This window comes from Cryptocyanus atlanticus LEGE 06306, assembly GCF_056633155.1.
The window spans coordinates 155,661-176,322 of the sequence record NZ_JBSJOZ010000003.1 but is presented as its reverse complement, the minus strand read 5'-3'; the positions used below and the strand labels follow the sequence as shown (position 1 = coordinate 176,322).

Below are 20,662 nucleotides of genomic sequence, written 5' to 3'. Positions count from 1 at the left end.
CCTGGACTTTCCGCGAAAGCCTCAGACGAAGCGGATGTCGAGGCTGCGCAGGTAGGTGTGCAGTCCGGCGTCCTGAATCGGCAGCAACAGGGCCGTGCGTCCACTTTCATTGATGTGGGCATGCCAGTGTCCCGGTGGCGTCACGAAGGCGGCACCGGGCTCCCAGTCCATCCGCACGGGATTGCGGATCGTGCCGTCGTCGTTGAGCTCGGTGCCCGAGAGGGTGGCGCAGCCGGGGTCGCAGTCGATCGCCAGGTCAAGGGCCACCGATTGGTGCCGGTGGGCAGGCTGCAGCACCCCGGCGGGCACCATGCCGTACATGGCCCAGAGGGTGTGGGTGACGGTTCGGCTCTTGGGCAGGTCGCTGTTGGCCATCAGCAGGCTGATGCGGTTGCTGCGGGCGCTGCTGGGATCGGCCCCCAGCACGGCCAACTCCCGCCGCAGCCAGGCCCCCGGGTAGTGGGTGGCCTCGAAACGGGGCTGATCGGCCGTCACTCCCAGATGGGTGAGCAGGGGCCCGTCATGCACCCAGTAGAGAACGCTCTCGCGGCGGGCCTCCAGCCGCGGCGCCGGCCCGGCCGGCAGCACGAACAGATCACCGTCCGTCCAGGGCTGCACCAGCTCGGCCCTCGTGACGTCCGCGTCGCGCCGGCAGCACCCCTCCCCCCGCAGCACAAAGAACAGGGAGCTGGTGGCATTGGCCCCCACTTCCATCGATTCGCCCTCCAGCACCCGCACGAAACTGGCGCAGAGCGCCGGACTGGTTGCGGGAGCGGCACATCCCAGGGCCCGGCTCAGGTCCAGCGGCAGCACCGCCGTGGGGCCCCTGGCATGGAGTTCGGGGCCCCAGCGGCCTTCCGGTATCGCTTCGGTGAGACCGGCTCGCAGGGGATTGGCCGCCTGGCGGTAATCGAACAGGCGGGCCTTGCTGCGGGGGTCGGCCGGCAGCAGGCCGGTGTCGTCCGGCCGGGGCCGGGGGGGCAGGAGGCCATCGTCGCTGGGGGGGGAGCTGGTGGGGGCCTGGGGTGCCTGGGTCATCGATCCGGGCGTGATCGGGGTCAGCAGAGCCTATTGAGGGCGGCAGGAAAGTGCCGTTCTTCAGCCCCCTCGATCCGGTGGCGCCGGGGGAGGCTCAGCCGCCGGCCACCGCCGGCACGATGCTCACTTCATCGCCGTCGGAGAGGGCCGTGCTCTGGTTATCGAGGAAGCGGATGTCCTCGCTGTTGACGTAGACATTGAGGAAACGGCGCAGCTTGCCGTTCTCATCGGTGAGCCGACCCAGGATGCCTGGAAAACGGGCTTCCAGGGCCTGCAGAAGACCATCGACGCTGGTGGCATCGAGTTCGACGCTGGCCTGGTCGGCGGTGAACTTCTGCAGGGGGGTGGGGATGAGGACCTGAATGGCCATGGTTGGGTTCGGGCGCCCGGCGACGGCCGGGGATGAGCGGAGATCGGAGGGAAGCGGGAAGGATGGCACCGGAGCGCCGAGCGGAAGGCGGGCTGATTCAGACCCCCAGCGGCTCCCAGCTGGCGCGGTGCAGCGACTGGGCCCGCTCCCAGGCGGCGTTGAAGCTGGCGAGCTGGGGCTCGATCGTGAGCGGTTCCCCCACGGAGGAGGCCACGGCTTCGGTGGTTTTCAGGCCGTTGCCGGTGATGTAGGCCACGGTGGTTTCACCCGGGTCGATCTTGCCCTGCTCCACCAGCTTCTTGAGCACTGCGATGGTGGTGCCGCCGGCGGTTTCGGTGAACACGCCCTCGGTTTCGGCCAGCAGCTTGATGCCGTCGATAATCTCCAGGTCGCTCACCGCGGCGATCGTGCCCTTGGTGCGGTTGGCGAGGTCGATGGCGTAGGGGCCGTCGGCGGGGTTGCCGATGGCGATCGACTTGGCGATCGTGTTGGGCTTCACCGGGGTGATGAAATCCCGGCCCTCGGCGAAGGCCTGGGCGATGGGGGAGCAGCCCTCGGCCTGGGCGCCGCTGAAGCGCACCGGTTTCGGGTCCACCAAACCCACCTTGACGAACTCCTCGAAGCCCTTGTGGATCTTGGTGAAGAGGGAACCGGAGGCCAGGGGCGCCACGATGTGATCCGGGAGCTGCCAGCCCAGCTGCTCGATCACCTCGTAGCCGAGGGTCTTGGAGCCCTCGGAGTAGTAGGGGCGCAGGTTGATGTTCACGAAGCCCCAGCCGTAGGTGTTGGCCACCTCGGAGCAGAGGCGGTTCACCTGGTCGTAGTTGCCCTTCACCGCCATCAGGGTGGGGTTGTAGATCAGGGTGCCGAGCACCTTGCCCAGCTCCAGATCACTCGGGATGAACACGCAGCATTCGAGACCGGCATGGGCGGCGATGGCGGCGGTGGAGTTGGCCAGATTGCCCGTGGAGGCGCAGCTCACGGTGGAGAAGCCCAGCTCGCGGGCGCGGGTGAGGGCCACCGACACCACCCGGTCCTTGAAGGACAGGGTGGGCATGTTCACGCCGTCGTTCTTGATGTAGAGGTGTTGGAGGCCGAGGCGGCGGGCCAGCCGGTTGGCCTTGAGCAGGGGGGTGAAGCCGGTGCCCACATCGATGGGATCCCCTGCGATGGGCAGGAACTCGCGGTAGCGCCAGATCGAGGTGGGTCCGGCCTCGATCGAGGCGCGGCTGACCCGGGCGCGGATGGCGTCGTAGTCGTACACGACCTCCAGGGGCCCGAAGCAGACGTCTTCGCAGACATGGCGGGCGCCGGCTTCATAGGGGTGACCGCACTCCTTGCAGCGCAGACCGGTGAAGGTGGGGCCTGAGAGAGCTGTGCGGGAGAGGGTGGCCGTCACGGGGGACCCCTGCGGTGAACCCGGAGGCTAACAGCGTTGTTCAAAGGCCCCAATTAAAGCCGACTTCTGATGTCGGATTTATGGCAGGGGGTCGCCCGCGGCGGCCTCCCTGCCTAGGGTCCCCTGGTGATGACCCCATCGATGCTGCGGGACCTGCGGCGCGTTTCCTGGCCGTTGCTGGGGGGCGCAGCAGTGTTCACCCTCTCCATCACCCTCCTGTTGACGGCCCGGACCTGGGTGGAGTGGCAATGGTTCTCGCAGTTCGGCTGGGGCGATGTCTTTGTGCGCCGGTGGCTGCTGCAGGGGGCGGGATTCACCCTGGGGCTGACCCTGGGAGCGGGACTGCAGGCCTGGCTGGGATGGCTGTGGGCCAGGCCTGGGGTTGCCCCGGGCGAGCGACCCCGGTTCGCCCTGGAGCCTCTCCCCTATCTGCTGACACTGATCGGGCTTCTGGCTGCCCTGGTGCTGCCGCTGCTGCTGCTGCTGCTGCTGGCCCAGCGGCTGCTGCTCAATCCCTTCGACCCGCGCCGTCTGCATGGTCTGGTGGCCCTGGCGGATCTCTCCTGGCCGGTCGTGGGCCTGCTGGCCGTTCCGGTGCTGCTGGCCCTACTGCGGGCGCCGCAGGGCGCAACCCGGCTCCTCTCCGCCCTGGCCAGCGCCTTCGTCGCCGTGGCTCTGGCCCGGGGCTGGGGCTTCTGGAGCCTGGCCCTGCTGGCCCCCGACACCGGGGTGAGCGATCCCATGCTCGGGGCCGATGTGAGTTTCGCCCTGGCCAGGTTTCCTGCCCTGGCGTTCGGTCTCACCCTCCTGCTGAGCCTGGGCTGTGCCCACCTGGCCGCCGCGCTCTGGGGACTGCTCGCGCGACCGCCCCAGCTCGGCGAGGGCCGCTTCGCGGGCTTCAGCGGTGCCCAGCTGCAGGCCCTCCGGCTGCCGTGGGGGCTGTTCGCCCTGGCGGTGGCCGGTGGCTTCTGGCTCGGCCGCCACCAGCTCCTGCTCAGCACCGAGGGCAGCGTGCCGGGAGCGGGCTGGGTTGATGTGCACGTCTCGCTGCCCCTGCGTACAGCGGCTGCCGTGCTGGCACTGCTGACGGGCCTACTGCTGGTGTTGCCCCTGCCGCGCCGGGGCTGGCGCAGCCGCACCTTCCTGGTCAGCGGAGTCGTGCTCCTGCTGGTGCTCCTGCTGGAGGCTTTGCTGCTCCCGGTTCTGCAGCTCCTGGTGGTGAACCCGAGGGAACTGGAGCGGGAAACCCCCTATCTGGCTCGCTCCATCGCCGCCACCCGGGCCGCCTTTCAGCTGGATCGCATCAACACCCGCAACGTCAATCCGAATGAGCGCCTCACGCGAGCTGACCTGGAGCAGAGCCAGGCGACGATCCGCAACATCCGGCTGTGGGACAGCCAACCGCTCCTGGCCACCAACCGCCAGCTGCAGCAGCTGCGTGTCTTTTACCGCTTCTCGGAGCCCACGGTCGATCGCTACGCCATCGCCTCCGGCACCGGCCCCCCCCAGCAGCAGCAGGTGGTGATCACGGCCCGGGAGATGGACAGCTCCGGGCTGCAGAGCGCGGCGCGCACCTGGTTGAACCGGCATCTGGTGTTCACCCATGGCCAGGGATTCACGGTCACGCCGGTGAACACCAGCACCCCCGACGGACTGCCGGAGTTCTTCATCAGCGACCTCGGCGCCAACCTGCGTATCAGTGGCAGCCCTGACCTCGGCATCAGCCGTGACCAGGTGAAGGCGGCGATCCCGGTGGGCCAGCCCAACCTCTACTTCGGCACCCTGCCGGGTCCCTATGCCCTGGCACCCTCCGAGGTCAGGGAATTCAACTTCCCGGAAGGGGATGAGAACTTCTACACCCACTACAGCGGCAGGGCCGGAGTTCCCCTGGTCAGCTCGGCAGCCCGACTGGCGGCGGCTGTCTATCTCGGCGAGCCGCGGATGCTGGTGAGCGGCGCGCTCACACCCGAGACCCGTCTGCTGCTCCGGCGGGAGGTGCGCGAACGGGTGCGGCGGCTGGTGCCCTTCGTGACCTTCGAAGCCGAGCCCTACCTGGCCACGGTGCGCCTGGGGGACGATGCCGGTCCCTTCCAGCCGGAGCAGAACCAGTTCTGGATCGTCGACGGATTCACGATCAGCCGCACCTATCCCTACAGCGCTCCGGTGCCGAACCGCCGGGATGTGCGCTACCTGCGCAACTCGGTGAAGGCGGTGGTCGATGCCTATGGGGGCCGCGTCGCTCTCTACGTGGCCGAACCCGACGACCCCCTCATCGCCGGCTGGCAGCGGCTGTTTCCCGAGTTGTTCCAGCCCCTCGAGGCGATGCCGAAGGCGTTGCAGGCCCACATTCGCTATCCGATCCCCCAGTTCGAGCTGCAGACCACCCAGCTGCTCCGCTACCACGTGAGCGATCCGGCCGTGTTCTACAGCGGCGACGACGTGTGGCAGATCCCCAAGGAGATCTACGGCTCCGAGCTGATTCCCATGGAGCCTTATCACATCAGCGGTCAGCTGGCCCCGGAGCTGGCGCCGGAGTTCCTGCTGCTGCAGCCGCTGACCCCCCTGGCCAGGCCCAACCTGGTGGCCTGGCTGGCGGCCCGGAGCGACGCCCCCAATTACGGCAAGCTGGAAGTGCTGCGCTTCCCCAGTCAGACGCCGATCCTGGGGCCGGAGCAGATCACGGCCCTGATCAACCAGAATCCGAAGATCAGCCAGCAGTTCGGGCTCTGGAGCCGCTCCGGGGCCGAGGTGGTGCAAGGCAATCTACTGGTGATGCCGGTGGGCAAGGCCCTGCTCTATGTGGAGCCGGTGTACCTCAAAGCTCGCCAGGGTGGACTGCCCACCCTGACCCGGGTGGTGGTGAGCGACGGTACCCGCATCGCCATGGAGTCCACCCTGGCGGAGGCGATCGAGGCCCTGCTCGACCCGCGTCGCTCGGCGCCGGCCACCGAGGCCCTGGCCGCCCCAGGGGAGGATCCCTCCTGAGCGGAAGGACCCCGGGCTCGACTGCTGGATCAGCCGGAGAACGGCCTCGCCCCACAAAAAAGGGGCCCGAAGGCCCCTGGGGGAGTGGACCCGATGGATCGGGTCAGCCGGGACCAGCGGCCCCGCCGCTTCAGGCGGCGACGGCCGTCTTGGGGTCCAGCGCACCCTTGGCGTAGAGGGCGGCGTAGTAGTTGATGTTCTGCTGCTTGATCTTGCTGGCCTGACCGGCGCACCAGAATTGCTGGTAACGATCGAGGCACACCTTCTTCATGTAGGCCCTGGCGGGCTTGTTGAAGTGGCGGGGGTCGAAGTTGGCCGGATCCTTGAAGGCGGCCTCACGCACGGCGGCCGTGAAGGCCAGGCGGTTGTCGGTGTCGATGTTCACCTTGCGCACCCCGTGCTTGATGCCGTTCTGGATCTCCTCCACCGGTACTCCGTAGGTTTCGGGGATGGCTCCACCGAACTGGTTGATCATGTCCAGCCATTCCTGCGGAACGGAACTGGAGCCGTGCATCACCAGGTGGGTGTTGGGGATGGCCTTGTGGATCTCGGCGATTCGGGAGATGGCCAGCACCTCACCGGTGGGCTTGCGGGTGAACTTGTAGGCGCCGTGGCTGGTGCCGATGGCGATGGCCAGGGCATCCACCCGGGTTTTGGCGACGAAATCCGCTGCTTCGGCCGGATCGGTGAGCAGTTGGTCGCGGGAGAGGGCCCCGTCGAAACCATGGCCGTCCTCGGCTTCACCCTTGCCGGTCTCCAGTGACCCCAGGCAACCCAGCTCACCTTCCACACTCACGCCCACGGCGTGGGCCACATCCACCACCTCCTTGGTGACCTCCACGTTGTAGTCGTAGCTGGCGGGGGTCTTGGCGTCGGCCTCCAGGGAGCCATCCATCATCACCGAGGTGAAGCCGTTGGTGATCGCCCCGAAACAGGTGGCCGGACTGTTGCCGTGATCCTGGTGCATCACGATCGGGATGTCCGGGTAGGTCTCGGTGGCGGCGATGATCAGATGGCGCAGGAAATTCTCGCCGGCGTACTGACGGGCGCCGCGGGAGGCCTGGAGGATCACCGGGCTGTCGGTTTCCTGGGCCGCCTCCATGATCGACTGGACCTGCTCCAGGTTGTTGACATTGAAAGCTGGAATGCCATAGCCGTTCTCAGCGGCATGGTCGAGGAGCAGCCGAAGCGGAACGAGGGCCATGGGGAAAAGCTCAGCGGGTGGAAGAAAAGTGGGAACGTCGGGCTGACCTGGGGGTCGGGTCACCGGCGTTGGAGACCCTGACTCGGGCTGGGGGGATTCTAGGCGATCCGTCAGTCGTCGCCTTGACCGATGGCCCGGCGCACCCCCGCCGCCGCCGCCGCCAGGGCCCGTCCATGGCAGAGCTGGCTGCGATGGCCTTCGGCCAGACCCGGCAGCATCGGCTGCCCCTCCCGCACGCTCTCGCTCCACCAGCCATGCAGGCGGGCCACCGGCGCGATGCGGCCATCGGCCCAGGTGCGCCCGAAGGCGAGCCCCGGATCGGGGGGCAGCGGTCGCACCGGTTCCCCGGGGCGGCAGAGGCTGAGTTGAAAGCCATGGACGTAGTCAGCCTGGTTGTCACTGCCGAGGATCAAGCTGGCCTCACTGCCGTAGAGCTCCAGCCAGCAGCCCCGCCCCCCCCGGGTGACCGACGCCAGCGACAGCTGGGCCGGCACGCTCCCTCCGCCAGGGCCTTCCAGCTCCATCTGCAGCAGGGCAATGTCGTCGGCATCCACCACCGCCGTGGATCTCCCGGGCAGGCCCGCCTTGCCGGTGCTGAGGGGGCGTTCACGGATCGCGGTGGATAGGGTGGCCTCGATCTGGCGCACCGGACCGATCAACCACTCCAGGGTGTCGAAGGCGTGGGTGCCGAGCGAACCGAGCACGCCACCCCCCTGGGCGCGGCTGGAGGCCCAGCTCCAGGGACGGCCGGGGTCGGCGCGGCTGCTCATCAGCCAGTCGTAGCGGACCAGCCAGGGGGTGCCGAGAACGCCCTGGCGCAGCAGGGCGGCCAGCTGCTGGAACTGGGGAACAGCCCGGTATTCAAAATCCACTGCCACGCTGAGCCGGCGGGAGAGGGCCAGCCGTCGCAGCTCCTGCACCTGCTCGGCCTCCAGGCAGACCGGTTTCTCCAGCATCAGGTGCTTGCCGGCCTCGAGGGCAGTGCGGGCCAGGGCGAAGCGCGGTTCCGGCGGGGTGGCGATCACCACCGCCTCCACGGCCGGATCGGCCAGGAGGGCCTCGAATGCGGTGTGGCCGGGCAGGTCAGCACGGCGGCAGGCGGCCTCCAGCCGCTCCGCGCGCGGGTGCCAGAGGGCCACGGGCTCGGTGCCGGGGCAGGCGCGCAGGGCGGGCAGATGGACGGATTCCCCGAAGCCGAGGCCGGCCACGGCGACACGAAGCGGGGGGGGCGGGGGGGGAGTCAACGGGAGGCGAGCAGGGGGGCGGCGGCACGGCAGGCCTCCTGGACCACGGCGCTGATCAGCCGGTCTCCCCCCGCCGGTTGCCAGTCGGCACCGAAGCGGGGCAGTCCGTTGACGGAGATGTCGCGGTAGAGGTTCAGGCCGCAGTCGAGCTCCATCACGTAGAGCTGCCCGGCGGGAGGCCGGGCATCGGAGTCTTCGGGCGCTGCCGGCTGGAACCGGGTCAGCACCGAGAGCTGTCCGCCCCGACTGAGACGCAGGCTGCCCTGGTCCCACCACTGGCGTCCCGCGGCCTCGGGGGGGACCTCCTGCCAGTCCACCGGTCCGGCCCAGCCGGCCCCGGGTCCGATCGTGAGCAGAGCCAGCACGGCCCCCAGCAGAACCGCCCGCCACCACCGACCGGCTGCTGGGACCCTCATGCCGCCACCCGGGGGGCGGCGCAGCCATGCAGGCGCAGCAGACTGGCCATGGTGCCCCGCAGCCGGGGGCGGGGCACGATGTGATCGACAAAGCCATGCTCCTGCAGGTACTCCGCCGTCTGGAAGCCCTCGGGCAGCTTCTCCCGCAGGGTCTGCTCGATCACCCGACGGCCGGCGAAGCCGATCAGGGCTTTCGGCTCGGCGAGGATCAGGTCCCCCAGCATCGCGAAGCTGGCCGTGACACCGCCGGTGGTGGGGTGCGTGAGCAGGGGGATGTAGAGCAGCTCGGCCTGGCGATGGCGCTCGAGGGCCCCGGCGATCTTGGCCATCTGCATCAGGCTGAGCATCCCCTCCTGCATGCGGGCGCCACCGGAGGCGCAGACGATCAGCAGCGGCAACCCCCGGGCCGTGGCCTCCTCGGTGAGCCGGGTGAGCTTCTCCCCAACCACCGACCCCATCGATCCGCCCATGAAGCGGAAATCCATCACCCCCAGGGCCAGGGGCATATCCTCCAGCCGGCAGAGGGCGGTGAGAACCGCATCCCGCAGGCCGGTGGCCTGCTGGGAGTCCCGCAGGCGATCGGCATAACTGCGGCGATCCTTGAAGGCCAGCGGATCGGTCGGGGCGATCTCGCTGTCCAGCCACTCGACGCTGCCCTCATCGGCGAGCAGGCGCAGCCGTTCCTCGCTGTCGATGCGGAGATGGTGGCCGCAGCCACTGCAGACGCTCGCGTTGGCGATCAGGTCCTTGCGATAGACGACCAGGCCGCACTCGGGGCATTTGCTCCACAATCCATCGCCATCGTCGAGCTCCTGGGGGGCGCGGACCACGGGGGTGGTCTTGCGGCGATCGGCGAACCAGTCGAACAGGGACACGGCTGTGGGGGGTCGGTCGGAGCGTGGGGTCCATTAAAGGAGGCCCAGCCGTCCCATCCACCAGGCCTCGCCCAGCACCCAGACCGCAAGGCCTCCCGCAGCCAGGAACGGACCAAAGGGGAACGGCTGCGATGGACCCAGCCGGCCGCTCAGTCGTCCCAGCATGCCGAGAAGCGCACCGCCGAGCACCGCCAGCGCCACGGCCAGCCCCATGCCGACCAGCCCCAGCCAGGCCCCCAGCAGGGCCGTGAGCTTGGCGTCGCCCAGCCCCAGGGCTGGGCGACCCATCACCCGTTCGGCCAGGGTGCTGAGGCTTTCGAAGGCCAGCAGACCCAGGCTTGCGGCGAGCAGATGGTTCAGCAACAGGGAACGCAGCAGGACCGGCGACTGGCTCAGGCCCGCTGCGGCCGTGACCGCCAGACCCAGCAGCAGACCCCATCGGCAGAGCGGCTCCGGCAGCCAGAGATGGTCGCAGTCGATCAGCACGAGTGGGATCAGCCAGCTGGCCAGCAGCCAGCCCGCCGGCAGCAGCAGCCAGGTGGGGGCGTCCGCCAGGGCGCTGGGCCGGGCCACCACCATTGCCGCCCAGAGGCCGGCACAGAGGAGCTCCACCAGGGGGTAACGGGCCGGGATCGGCCGGTGGCAACATCCACAGCGGCCCCGCAGCCGCAGCCAGCCCAGAACCGGGAGGTTCTGGTGCCAGGCCAGCTGAACGCCGCAGCGGGGGCAGTGGCTCCCCGGCCAGACCACCGACTCCCGCCGGGGAAGCCGCCAGGCCACCACGTTCAGAAAACTGCCGACGCAGGCACCCAGGAGGGAGGCCACCAGGGCGAGCGGTGCGGCGGCAACGGGCAGGCCGGGCATGGGCGGGCTCGGGCGCTCAGGCTCGGAGGGAGCCGCGGCCGGAGCGGGGCCGGCCACCCCCCCGGCCGCGGATCAGATCGATCGGCACGAACTGCTCCTCGGGCAGGAGCACCGGCGCCTCGAACACCACTCTCCCCTGGCGGGAGGCCGGGGTGAGCACGATCCCGAGGGGGTCGCTTCCGGCCGGACACTGCTCCACGTAGTGGAAATACACCCGTCGGGCCTGCTTCAGCACGGCGGCGCTGTTGATCTGATCCCAGCGGATGGTTGCGGCGGCCTCCCGGCCCCCGCCGCGGATCTCGAACGAAGGGGTCGAGCGACCCGGCGTGTTCCGAGCGCCAGAGGTCCTGAGATCGGACCTGAGCGGCTCGGAAGATGGAGGTGTGGCGAAGGAAATCGTCCTCACCAGATCCGATCGGTCGACGCAGCTTAATCGGTCGTCAGGCGATCACGTCAGGCGAGGGTCTTTTTCTCCTCGATCATCCGGTGGATGATCGGAGTGAGGATCAGCTCCATGGCGAATCCCATCTTGCCGCCGTTCACCACGATGCTGGTGGGGCTGGACATGAAGGAATCGTGGATCATCCGCAGCAGGTAGGAGAAGTCGATCCCCCACTTCTCCCGGGCTCCCTTGCGGAAATGGATGATCACGAAACTTTCGTCCGGGCTGGGGATGTTGCGACAGATGAACGGGTTGGAGGTGTCCACCGTGGGGACCCGTTGGAAGTTGATGTCCGTGCGGCTGAACTGCGGGCAGATGTGGTTGATGTAGTCGGGCATGCGGCGCAGGATCGTGTCGACGATCGTTTCGGCCGAGTAGCCGCGCTCGGCGTTGTCGCGGCTGATCTTCTGGATCCACTCCAGGTTGGCGATCGGCACCACTCCGATCAGCAGATCCACCAGGCTGGCCACGTCGTAGCCCTCTCCGACCACCCCCCCGTGCAGACCTTCGTAGAACAGCAGGTCGGTGTTCTCCGGGATCGGCTCCCAGGGGGTGAACTGGCCGGGCTCCAGGGACGTACCGAGCCGCTGGTTGTGTTCCGCGGCCTCCTCCACGCTGTGCAGGTAGTAGCGCTTCTGACCTCCGCCGGATGCGCCGTAGTCGCGGAACTGATCCGCCAGCTTGTCGAACAGGTTGGCTTCCGGGCCGAAGTGGGAAAAATTGACACCGGCCGCTTGGGCCTGGGCCATCTGCTGCTTCATCGGGCCGCGCTCGTAGCGGTGGAAGCTGTCCCCCTCCACAACGGCGGGCACGATGCCCTCACGGTCGAAGATGTGCTCGAAGGCACGCTTCACCGTGCTGGTCCCAGCGCCGGAGGAACCTGTGACAGCCACAACCGGGTGACGCTTGGACATCGGCGCAGGGGGGGGAGAGGCGAACGTGAGTTTGGCAGGTCACCGGCCCGGCTCCGTGGCTCGACCCACGGGAGAGGCGCGCTCAGAGGGCCTCCAGCAGCGCGTCCCCCATGGCCCGGCAGCCCACCAGGGTGCAGCCTTCGGCCATCAGATCGCCGGTCCGGATGCCGCCCGTGAGCACCCGGTCCACCGCCGCCTCCAGGTCGGCGGCGGGCGCCTCCTGGCCCAGACCCACCCGCAGCATCATGGCGGCGCTGAGCACCATCGCCATGGGGTTGGCCCTGTCCTGGCCAGCCAGATCGGGCGCGGAGCCATGCACCGGCTCGAACAGCCCGGGACCGCTGGCGCCGATCGAGGCCGAGGGCAGCATGCCGATCGAGCCGGTGAGCATGGCGGCCTCGTCACTGAGGATGTCTCCGAACAGGTTGCCGGTCAGCAGCACGTCGAACTGGCGCGGTGCCCGCACCAGCTGCATGGCGGCGTTGTCGACGTAGAGGTGGCTGAGGGCCACAGCCGGAAACTCGCCGGCGATGGTCTCCACCCGCTCGCGCCAGAGCTGGCTCACATCCAGCACATTGGCCTTGTCAACCGAGCAGAGCCTGCCTGAGCGCTGCTGGGCGAGCCGGAAGGCCACCCGGGCGATGCGGTCGATCTCCCCGTCGGAGTACGTCATGGTGTTGAAGGCCCGCACCTGCCCGTCGGCCTCGACACGGCCCTTGGGGCTGCCGAAGTAGATCCCCCCGGTCAGCTCGCGCACCACGAGCAGGTCCACCCCCTCGATCACCTCCGCCTTGAGGCTGCTGGCGTCGATCAGGGCCGGAATGATGCGCACGGGCCGCAGGTTGGCGAACAGTCCCAGGCCGGCTCGCAGCGCCAGCAGACCACTTTCGGGCCGCTGCCGGCGCGGCAGGCCGTCGCAGCTGGGGTCGCCGATTGCCGCCAGCAGCACTGCGTCGCTGGCCCGGCAGGCCTCCAGCGTGCTCTCGGGCAGGGGAACGTCGCTGCTGGAGAGGGCGGCCGCCCCGATCGGCCGCTCGTCGTAGCTGAGCTCGATGTGATGACGTGCCGCCACCGCATCGAGCAGCCGCCGGGCCACGGCTGTGATCTCCGGACCGATGCCATCGCCGGGGAGGAGGGTGATCCGGTGACTGATCATCGCGTCGCTGGCCGCTGGCGGCGGTGGAAGCGGCGAGGTTACCGGCTCATCCGGCCCGCCCCTTGAGCTGGCGCAGGGCACGGGCCATCTCGGGCAGCTTGCTGAAGGCCGCCGAGCAGCGCAGCCAGAGCCGGTTGGGGATGGCCGGATAGCCGCTCACCACCTCCCCGGCGGCCACCTCGCCATGGATTCCGGACTTGGAGGAGGCGATCGCCCCATCGCCGATCGTGGCGCGGTTCGCCACCCCCACCTGCCCCGCCAGGATCACCCGGTCACCGAGCCGGGCTCCGCCGGCGATGCCCACCTGGGCGGCCAGGGCGCAACCGCGGCCGGTGACCACTCCGTGGCCGATCTGGACCAGGTTGTCGATCTTGGTGCCGGCCCCGATGCGGGTCTCCCCCACCGAGGGACGATCGATGGTGGTGCCGCAGCCCACCTCAACGGCCTCCTCGAGCACCACCAGCCCCGTCTGGGGCATCTTGCGCCAGCCGCTGGAGGTGGGCACGAAGCCGAATCCCTCCGAACCGATCACCGCGTTCGAGTGCACCACGCACTGCCGCGCCAGGCGGCTGCCGGGATGGAGCACGGCGTTGGCATGGATTTCGCAACCCTCCTCCAGCTGCACGTCCCCGTAGAGCACGACCCCGGCGTGCAGGGTGCAGCCGGCGCCGATGACGCAGCCAGCCCCCACCACCACGTGGGGGCCGATGTGGAGCTCACCGCCAAGCCGGGCGGAGGGATCCACCAGGGCGCTGGGATGGATTCCCGGAAGGATGGGGGGACGGGGATGGAGTGCCTCCAGGGCTTCGGCGAAGCCCAGCCGCGGGTTCGCCAGACCCACCCAGGCGATCCCCGCAGCCGTGGCGAGCTCCTGGAGGGGCTGGTCGTTGGGCAGCAGCAGGGCGGAGGCGCCGCAGGAGGCCAGGCTGGCGGCCAGGTTGTGGCCCGGCTCCAGGAAGGCCAGCTGACCGCGGGCGGCCTGGTGGACAGCCGCCGCGCCGCTGAGCTCAGGGTCGGAGGCGATCTCGCACGGGCTGGCCTCGCTCACCTCGCTCAGGTGGGTGAGCAACGTGCTGAAGCGCATGGGGCAACCCGTGTCCGCGGCCGGATCGTAGGGCGGCTGCGGGGTTGCGGGCTCAGCCGAGCGGGGGGTTGGCGGCCGGGGGTGCGGCGCCGGTGGTGAGCACCAGCTGGTCGCGGTGGACCACCGCGTCGGGCACTGGCCTCCCGAGGGCCAGCTGGGCCGCCTCGCTGCTCAGCCCCCGGACCCGCTCCACTTCGGTGCTGTTGAGGGCACAGAGCCCGCGGGCGATCTCCCGGCCGTCCCGGCTCACCAGTCGCACGGCATCACGGCTGGCGAAACTGCCGCGGACCGAGCGGATGCCCACCGCCAGCAGCGACGCGCCCCGTTCCACCAGGGCCCGCTCCGCTCCGGCATCGATCACCAGATCTCCGCGGGGGACCAGGGCATGGGCCAGCCAGCCCTTGCGGTCGGGCAGGGGGGTGATGCTGGGCTGGAAGACGGTCCCGACGCGCCCGCCCGCCAGCAGGGCCTCGAGCACGGCGGGATCGCGGCCGTCGGCCAGCCGGACCCGCACGCCACTGGAGGTGGCGATGCGCGCGGCGGTGAGCTTGGTGGTCATGCCACCGGTTCCCCAGCGACCCCCGCCGCTGGCCACCCCGCTGAGCCGGGCCAGCTCCGCCAGGTCCCGCACTTCCTCGATCGGCTCGGCGCTGGCATCGCTGCGGGGGTCGCCGGAGTACAGCCGGTCCACGTCGGTGAGCAGCACCAGCTCGTCGGCCCCCACCGCCACGGCCACCAGGGCGGAGAGCGTGTCGTTGTCACCGAAGCGGAGTTCGTCGGTGGCGAGGGTGTCGTTCTCGTTGACCACCGGCACCACCCCCCAGCCCAGCAGCTGCTCGAGGGTGCGGCAGGCGTTCTGGTAGCGCCGGCGGGAGGCCAGGTCGCCGCGGGTGAGCAGCACCTGGGCCACCGTGGTGCCATGGCGGGCGAAGGCGGTTTCGTAGAGCCGCATCAGCCGTCCCTGGCCCACCGCGGCGGAGGCCTGCAGGGCCACCACCTCGCCGGGGCGATCCACCAGGCCCAGGGCCTGGCAGCCCAGCCCGACGGCCCCGCTGGTGACCAGGGCGATCGCCTCACCTCCCTGCCGCCGCCGGCTGAGGCTGGCGGCCAGATCGGCGATCACCGCCTCGGTGCCACGGCCCGGGGATCCCCGCAGCAGGCTCGTGCCGACCTTGATGACGCGCCGGATCATCGGGCCAGGTTGGTCCCCACCAGCCGCGCCAGACCCACCTCCAGCCGCTGCAGTCGGTCCCGCCGGCAGGGCTGGCCGAGGGGATCCACCGGTTTGACCAGCACGGTGAACAGGCCCAGACGGTTCCCGGCCAGCACGTCAGTGAAGACCCGATCGCCCACCAGCCCCACCTGGGAAGGCGAGAGTCCCAGCTCGGCCAGCACTTTTCGCAGGGCCCTGCGCCGCGGTTTGCCGGCTGATGTGGTGTAGGGCAGCGCGAGCCGATCGGCCACGGCCCCGATCCGCTGCCGGGAGGGATTGTTGCTGAACAGATGCAGCCGCAGCTCCCGCCGGGCCGCCAGCAGCCAGTTCTCCACCGAGGGGGGTAGCTCGGCCGTCCGTCGGGGCAGGATGGTGCGGTCCACATCCAGGACGAGGGCGCCGATTCCCTGCTGCAGCAGGCGCTCTAGCGGCAATCCCACCAGGGTGGTGCCCGGCACCCAGTCCGGGCGCAGCAGGCGCTGAACCTTCACCCGGCGCTCTCCCGGTCCTCAAGCTCGGCCTCGATGCGGGGCTGCACCCGCTCGAACTCCTCCCCCTCCACCAGGACCGCCTCGCTGCTCTCCATGCGGGCCACCACGAAGAATGGATCGAGGGGGATGTAGAGGCCGTACTCCTGGCCGTCGGCCCGGAACTGGATCAACATTTCATAGAGATCGGTCTCCTCGTCGGCGTCCTCGTCCTCCAGCTCCTCATCGAGTTCGTCGGGGTCAGGCTCATCGAGTTCGCCGCTCACCGTCAGGGTGACGGCCGAGCGCACCAGGGTCAGGTCGTGCTCCTGCAGCACCACGTCCGCCACGGTGAGAATGGCCTCGGCGGCGTTGAGCTCCTCGATCACCTCATCCTCGAGGCTCTCTCCGTCACCGATGCGCACCAGGCACACCGGAGTGTCCACCGGGGTGAGCAGGGCGTAATCGTGCCCGTCGAGGGGGATCAGCTGCTCGAGAAAACAGAGCAGCTGGCGTCCGCGGCCATCGCGGACGAGCACCGTGGGCACGTCACCCGATCCGGTGATCGATGGTCCTTCGGCGCTCATGGAGGCAATGCGAATGCGTTCAGAATGTCGCAGCGTCGGCCGGCAGGCCCGGGGGTGGGGTCGCCGGGGAGACCGGACCGGGTGTCGGCCCCTCCCGGAGCCACTGGTGCAGCAGCAGCGCAGCCGCGGCACTATCGAGCCGGCCGCTGCGATCGCCATGCAGAGCGAAGCGCTCGCCCGCCTCCCAGCTGCTGGCGTGCTCATCCACCCAGGCGAGCGGCAGGGCCAGGGCGGCGGCCAGCCGCAGGCCATAGCGGCGGCAGTGAACCACCTGGGGGGTCTCCTGGCCGGCCGCGTCCAGGGGAAGCCCCACCACCAGCGCCTCGATCCGGCGCTGACGCCCCAGGTTGCGCAGGTGATCGAGATCCTCCCCGAAGCGGCCGCGGCGCAGGGCCGGCAGGGGCGTGACCGTGAGGCCCAGGGGGTCACATCCCGCCAGGCCAATGCGGCGATGTCCCACATCCAGGGCGAGCACCGAGCGGGGAGGCGGAGGCAGCGGGCGACTCAACGGCCACCGCCGCCCACCGGCGAGCTGTGGTGGGCGCTGCCGCTGCGCTGGAGGGGGGTGGGAACGGGCCGGCGCCGGGGCTTGAGGCTCTCGAGCACGGTGTCGAGCCGCCAGCGGACCGCCGACCGCAGCGGCGGGCCCTGCCGCTTCCAGACGCTGCGGGCCATCAGCAGCTCCTCCCCCCGGGCCACGGCCCCGAGATCGGCCAGCCAGCGGCTGCGGGCGCCATCCCCCTGATCACTGCGCAACCGGACGGGGTGCTGTCCCGCCTGCCGGTGGATCAGGGCCCCCAGGGCGGCCCCATGGAGATGGGACCAGCCGGGATGGAGCGTCACCTCGAGCTCGCAGGGGCCGCGGCCGATCGGGCGAAGGCGGCGGACGGCCACCACCGCCTGCTGGCGACTGGTGTCCACCCAGAGCACCCCGGAGCCCTCCCCCTGGTCGAGCACGTCGTCGACGCGGCGATCCAGCAGCTGGCGCAACTGGGCGGGGCAGGCGGCCTGCTCCAGATGCCAGAGCAGGGCCGCGCTGCGGCGATTCAGCGGCCGTTGCTGCAGGTCTTCGGGCGGGGCGGCCTCGTTCGTCTGGGGGCTCGCGCCGGCCTGCGGTGGTGGGGGCTGCCAGGTCCAGATGGTCTGGTGCAGCAAGGGTTGAAAGCCCTGTTCCCGCAACAGCGCCAACCGGTCCTGGCCGTCGGCGGGAGCGGTGGCGATCCAGCTGGAGGCCCCCCGACCACCCTGCAGGGCTTCCCGCAGCAGGGCTCCCTCCACGTCCCGGGCGGAGGGTGAACCGGGCGCGGCCAGGCTGCGGGGGCAGATTCTCAGTTGATCCACCCCCCAGCAGCTGCCGCTGCGGTTCAGCCGGCGCAGCAGGCAGAGCCCCAGGAGCCGATCGGGGCTGCGGAACGCCACCAGCACTTCGGGGGCCAGGGGCGGACGTTGCACCAGGGAGCTCAGCAGCCGTTCGGGTCCCTGCAGCAGCAGGGCCTTCTGCAACAGGGGATGGAGATCCAGCACCGAGGGGTCCTGAAGCAGGGGCAGCATCCATCCCTGAAGCGGAGCGACCCTCATCTGTTCGGGCGCGGTGAGTGGGTCACCTCCCGGAGGGCGGGTTGGAGTGGGGTGACGCACGGCCAGACCGCTGTTGAACAACTGTATCGGGGAGAGGCCGGACGGCCGGGTTCCCCTCAGGCGGGCCGCACCAGCACCAGGGGGGTGCGTTCGTTGGCGTTGCCGGCCGGGTTGGGCCGCAGGGCCCGCTGCAGCAGTTCCTCATCGCAGCCGGGGCTGGAGGCCAGCACCTTGACCCGGCCCAGGTCGTTCACGTCCACCACCGCCACCGGAACCCCCAGGCTGGAGGCCAGCTCACGGCAGGCGCGGGCCGGCTGCTCCGGTCCGAGCACGATCGTCTGGTCGTAGGGGGGCGTGGTGCCGGTGATGTCATCGATCAGTCGGGCCTGATCCCCGGCGAAGCGGTAGAAGCCCCCAGGGAGGCCCACCAGCTTGAGCAGGGTGCCGGCGAGCCAGGCACACAGCACCCGGGCCGGGCCGGAGATGTCGATCAGGCTCTGCAGACCGCAGGCCGTGGCGAGGCTGCTGGTGGGATGGAATGCCCGGCAGAGGAGACGCGCCAGGGCGGACGGCTCCACCGTGGCCGGATGGTGGTAGCGCCCCTGGATCACCGCCAGCGGGGTCTCGCCGATCGTGAGGATGTCGCCGGGCTGCAGCACCGCTCCGGCGTAGTGGCTCAGCACCGCGGAGGGATCGTCGAGCACACCGAGCAGATGGGTGGGCACCGGCAGCACCCGGCAGCCGTCCCCTTCCCGCCAGCGGGCGGTGGCAGGATCCACCGGTTGCGGGCGGCGCAGCGGGATCAGCACCCCATCGCGGCGCTCCAGCCGGCCGAACGGGCCGTAGTTGATCCAGAGGATCTCGAGCCAGAGGGTGTCGAGCAGGGCCTCGAGGGCGGGGGGTGGAGCGTCCGCCGCCGCCCGGGCCTCGAGCCGCACGACGGCCCTGGCCCGGGTGCTGCTGCGGCCCTTGACGATGTAGGCGGCCCAATAGCGGTCCGCCCTGGTCTCCTCATCGGGATGGTCCGCCGCCAGCTGGGTGTGGATCCTCACCCCGCTCAGATCTCCCCGGGCGAGCAGGGTGGGGCGCAGGTTCAGCTCGGGCACCATCACCTCCATCCGGGGGTGGGGGTTGGCGATCGTGAGGGTTCCACTCAGCTCCACGGCGCCGTCCTCGAGCCAGCGCGTCGTCCAGGGTCCGGAACTCAGGCGCAGGGGTGAGGCGGGCCGCAGCCGGTGGCGCAGCTCCAGCCAGAGCAGGGTGAGGCCGAACAGCAGGCCCACCAGCAGGGCGGCGCTCAGGAGCGGTGGCAGGGACGGCAAGGGGCAGCGGCGCCGGAATCAGCGGGAGCGTAGGTCGCGCCTGGCGGTCTGGCCCGGCTCGCCGTTGTCGGCCCCCTAAGTTCGAGCCAGGCTCCGGGCGCCGGCTGCGATGAAGAAGACCTTCGTGCTCGACACGAACGTGCTGCTGCACGATCCGCTGGCGATCAACCGGTTCGAGGACAACACCGTGGTGATCCCGATCGAGGTGGTCGAGGAGATCGACCGCTTCAAGCGCGATTCCTCCGAGAAGGGGCGCAATGCACGTCAGGCCTCGCGGTTGCTCGATGGGCTACGCCGCAAGGGGAACCTGGCCGATGGGGTGGAGATCGATGCGATCCACCATGGCCTGCTGAAGGTGGTGTTCTGCCGCAGCGAGACCCTCAGCCAGCTCCCGCCGGAACTCAAGGTCGGCAACGGCGACAACAACATCCTGGCAGTGGCCCTCGAGCAGCGTCTGCAGGACGTGATGGGCAGTCACCCCCCGGTGGTGCTGGTCACCAAGGACACAAACCTGCGCATCAAGGCGGATGCGGTGGGGTTGATTGCCCAGGACTACACCACCGACAAGGTGGCGATCGCCGATCTCTACCCCGGGGTGAGCGAGTGGAGGGTGCCGGCGTCCCTGATCAAGGGTCTCCATCGGGACGGGAGGCTGGATCTTGCCGATGGGGGCCCGGGCCAGCCGCTGCTGCTGGCCAATGAGGGGGTCACCCTGGTGGATGACGTGCGGCCCTCCCACACCCTGCTCGCCCGGGTGGACAGCGCCGGCGGCAGCCTGCTGACCCTGCAGACGGTGGGTCGCCTCAAGCTGGGCCGGGTAGCGCCCCGCAACCGTGAGCAGACCTTCGCGCTCGATCTGCTGCTGGATCCAGCGATCGAACTGGTGACCCTCGTGGGCAAGGCGGGCACCGGCAAGACCCTGCTGGCCCTGGCCGCCGGACTGCATCAGGTGGCGGATGCCCATCTTTATGACCGGCTGCTGGTGACCCGGCCGGTGATCCCCCTGGGCAAGGACCTCGGCTTTCTGCCGGGGGATCTGCAGGAGAAGATGGGCCCCTGGATGCAGCCGATCATCGACAATCTGGAGTATCTGCTGGGGGTCGAGGACCCTGGCCACGGCACCGGGCGATCGGGCCGGTCGCCCCGCAGCCACTGGTCGGATCTCAAGGGCATGGGTCTGCTGGAGGTGGAGGCGATCACTTACATCCGCGGCCGCTCGATTCCCCGTCAGTTCATGGTGGTGGACGAGGCCCAGAACCTCACGCCCCATGAGGTGAAGACGATCGTGACCCGGGTGGGAGAGGGCACCAAGATCGTGTTCACCGGTGATCCTTACCAGATCGACAATCCCTACGTCGACGCCGACAGCAACGGCCTCACCTGGCTTGTGGAGCGCTTCAAGGGGCAGGGACTGGCCGGCCACGTCACCTTGCAGAAAGGGGAGCGATCACCCCTGGCCGAACTGGCCGCCAACTTGCTCTGAGCGGGCGACCACCGTGTTCAG

Annotated in this window: 20 protein-coding genes; 2 read left to right on the top strand and 18 right to left on the bottom strand. The window is 69.9% G+C overall.

Annotated features, from left to right (window positions below; genetic code table 11):
- Positions 1–21: 21 nt before the first annotated feature.
- The 3 genes from ACWJI7_RS05140 to thrC all read right to left on the bottom strand — a co-directional run bounded on the left by ACWJI7_RS05140 (position 22) and on the right by thrC (position 2,807).
- On the bottom strand, positions 22–1,038 hold the full coding sequence (locus ACWJI7_RS05140) for a cupin (RefSeq protein ID WP_479935877.1): 1,017 nt from the start codon (positions 1,036–1,038) through the stop codon (positions 22–24).
- 94 nt (positions 1,039–1,132) lie between these two features.
- Positions 1,133–1,408, bottom strand: a complete 276-nt coding sequence (locus ACWJI7_RS05135; RefSeq protein ID WP_479935876.1) for a MoaD/ThiS family protein — start codon at positions 1,406–1,408, stop codon at positions 1,133–1,135.
- Between the two features lie 97 nt (positions 1,409–1,505).
- Positions 1,506–2,807 (bottom strand): threonine synthase, encoded by a 1,302-nt coding sequence (gene thrC, locus ACWJI7_RS05130; RefSeq protein WP_479935875.1) that lies wholly within the window; start codon positions 2,805–2,807, stop codon positions 1,506–1,508.
- A gap of 129 nt (positions 2,808–2,936) precedes the next feature.
- On the opposite strand from thrC, the gene ACWJI7_RS05125 reads away from it, so the two are divergent.
- Positions 2,937–5,792 (top strand): UPF0182 family protein, encoded by a 2,856-nt coding sequence (locus tag ACWJI7_RS05125; protein ID WP_479935874.1) that lies wholly within the window; start codon positions 2,937–2,939, stop codon positions 5,790–5,792.
- A 130-nt stretch (positions 5,793–5,922) separates the two neighbouring features.
- Here ACWJI7_RS05125 and fba read toward each other — a convergent pair whose 3' ends face one another.
- The 15 genes from fba to ACWJI7_RS05050 all read right to left on the bottom strand — a co-directional run bounded on the left by fba (position 5,923) and on the right by ACWJI7_RS05050 (position 19,158).
- A complete protein-coding gene (fba, locus tag ACWJI7_RS05120; RefSeq protein ID WP_479935873.1) occupies positions 5,923–6,996 on the bottom strand; it encodes a class II fructose-bisphosphate aldolase in 1,074 nt (357 codons plus the stop codon).
- Positions 6,997–7,106: 110 nt separating this feature from the next.
- Entirely contained in the window at positions 7,107–8,240 is a 1,134-nt protein-coding gene (locus tag ACWJI7_RS05115; protein WP_479935872.1) for a Gfo/Idh/MocA family protein, read from the bottom strand.
- On the bottom strand, positions 8,237–8,656 hold the full coding sequence (locus ACWJI7_RS05110; protein WP_479935871.1) for a hypothetical protein: 420 nt from the start codon (positions 8,654–8,656) through the stop codon (positions 8,237–8,239). Before ACWJI7_RS05110 ends, ACWJI7_RS05115 begins: the two co-directional genes overlap by 4 nt.
- Positions 8,653–9,531, bottom strand: coding sequence for an acetyl-CoA carboxylase, carboxyltransferase subunit beta (gene accD, locus ACWJI7_RS05105; RefSeq protein ID WP_479935870.1), 879 nt, complete (start codon positions 9,529–9,531; stop codon positions 8,653–8,655). The genes ACWJI7_RS05110 and accD overlap by 4 nt, the downstream gene beginning before the upstream one ends.
- A gap of 33 nt (positions 9,532–9,564) precedes the next feature.
- Entirely contained in the window at positions 9,565–10,395 is an 831-nt protein-coding gene (locus ACWJI7_RS05100) for a prepilin peptidase (protein WP_479935869.1), read from the bottom strand.
- Positions 10,396–10,411: 16 nt separating this feature from the next.
- Positions 10,412–10,801: a hypothetical protein gene (locus ACWJI7_RS05095; RefSeq protein ID WP_479935868.1), complete on the bottom strand. Its 390-nt coding sequence runs from the start codon at positions 10,799–10,801 to the stop codon at positions 10,412–10,414.
- A gap of 47 nt (positions 10,802–10,848) precedes the next feature.
- The gene (locus tag ACWJI7_RS05090) at positions 10,849–11,751 is read right to left on the bottom strand and encodes a phosphoribulokinase (RefSeq protein ID WP_479935867.1); all 903 of its coding nucleotides are present in this window, start codon (positions 11,749–11,751) and stop codon (positions 10,849–10,851) included.
- Positions 11,752–11,833: 82 nt separating this feature from the next.
- A complete protein-coding gene (gene leuB, locus ACWJI7_RS05085) occupies positions 11,834–12,907 on the bottom strand; it encodes a 3-isopropylmalate dehydrogenase (RefSeq protein WP_479935866.1) in 1,074 nt (357 codons plus the stop codon).
- Positions 12,908–12,953: 46 nt separating this feature from the next.
- A complete protein-coding gene (gene lpxD / locus ACWJI7_RS05080; RefSeq protein WP_479935865.1) occupies positions 12,954–13,991 on the bottom strand; it encodes a UDP-3-O-(3-hydroxymyristoyl)glucosamine N-acyltransferase in 1,038 nt (345 codons plus the stop codon).
- Between the two features lie 52 nt (positions 13,992–14,043).
- Positions 14,044–15,183: a glutamate 5-kinase gene (gene proB / locus ACWJI7_RS05075; RefSeq protein ID WP_479935864.1), complete on the bottom strand. Its 1,140-nt coding sequence runs from the start codon at positions 15,181–15,183 to the stop codon at positions 14,044–14,046.
- Positions 15,180–15,695, bottom strand: a complete 516-nt coding sequence (locus ACWJI7_RS05070; protein ID WP_479935863.1) for a YqeG family HAD IIIA-type phosphatase — start codon at positions 15,693–15,695, stop codon at positions 15,180–15,182. Before ACWJI7_RS05070 ends, proB begins: the two co-directional genes overlap by 4 nt.
- A complete protein-coding gene (locus tag ACWJI7_RS05065) occupies positions 15,692–16,258 on the bottom strand; it encodes a DUF3727 domain-containing protein (RefSeq protein ID WP_479935862.1) in 567 nt (188 codons plus the stop codon). The genes ACWJI7_RS05070 and ACWJI7_RS05065 overlap by 4 nt, the downstream gene beginning before the upstream one ends.
- A 19-nt stretch (positions 16,259–16,277) precedes the next feature.
- Positions 16,278–16,766: a Holliday junction resolvase RuvX gene (gene ruvX, locus ACWJI7_RS05060; protein WP_479935861.1), complete on the bottom strand. Its 489-nt coding sequence runs from the start codon at positions 16,764–16,766 to the stop codon at positions 16,278–16,280.
- Positions 16,763–17,809: a hypothetical protein gene (locus ACWJI7_RS05055; RefSeq protein WP_479935860.1), complete on the bottom strand. Its 1,047-nt coding sequence runs from the start codon at positions 17,807–17,809 to the stop codon at positions 16,763–16,765. Before ACWJI7_RS05055 ends, ruvX begins: the two co-directional genes overlap by 4 nt.
- 143 nt (positions 17,810–17,952) lie before the next feature.
- On the bottom strand, positions 17,953–19,158 hold the full coding sequence (locus ACWJI7_RS05050) for a F420-0:Gamma-glutamyl ligase (protein ID WP_479935859.1): 1,206 nt from the start codon (positions 19,156–19,158) through the stop codon (positions 17,953–17,955).
- A 109-nt stretch (positions 19,159–19,267) separates the two neighbouring features.
- Here ACWJI7_RS05050 and ACWJI7_RS05045 point away from each other — a divergent pair, with 109 nt between their 5' ends.
- Entirely contained in the window at positions 19,268–20,641 is a 1,374-nt protein-coding gene (locus ACWJI7_RS05045; RefSeq protein WP_479935858.1) for a PhoH family protein, read from the top strand.
- The last annotated feature ends 21 nt before the right edge of the window (positions 20,642–20,662 follow it).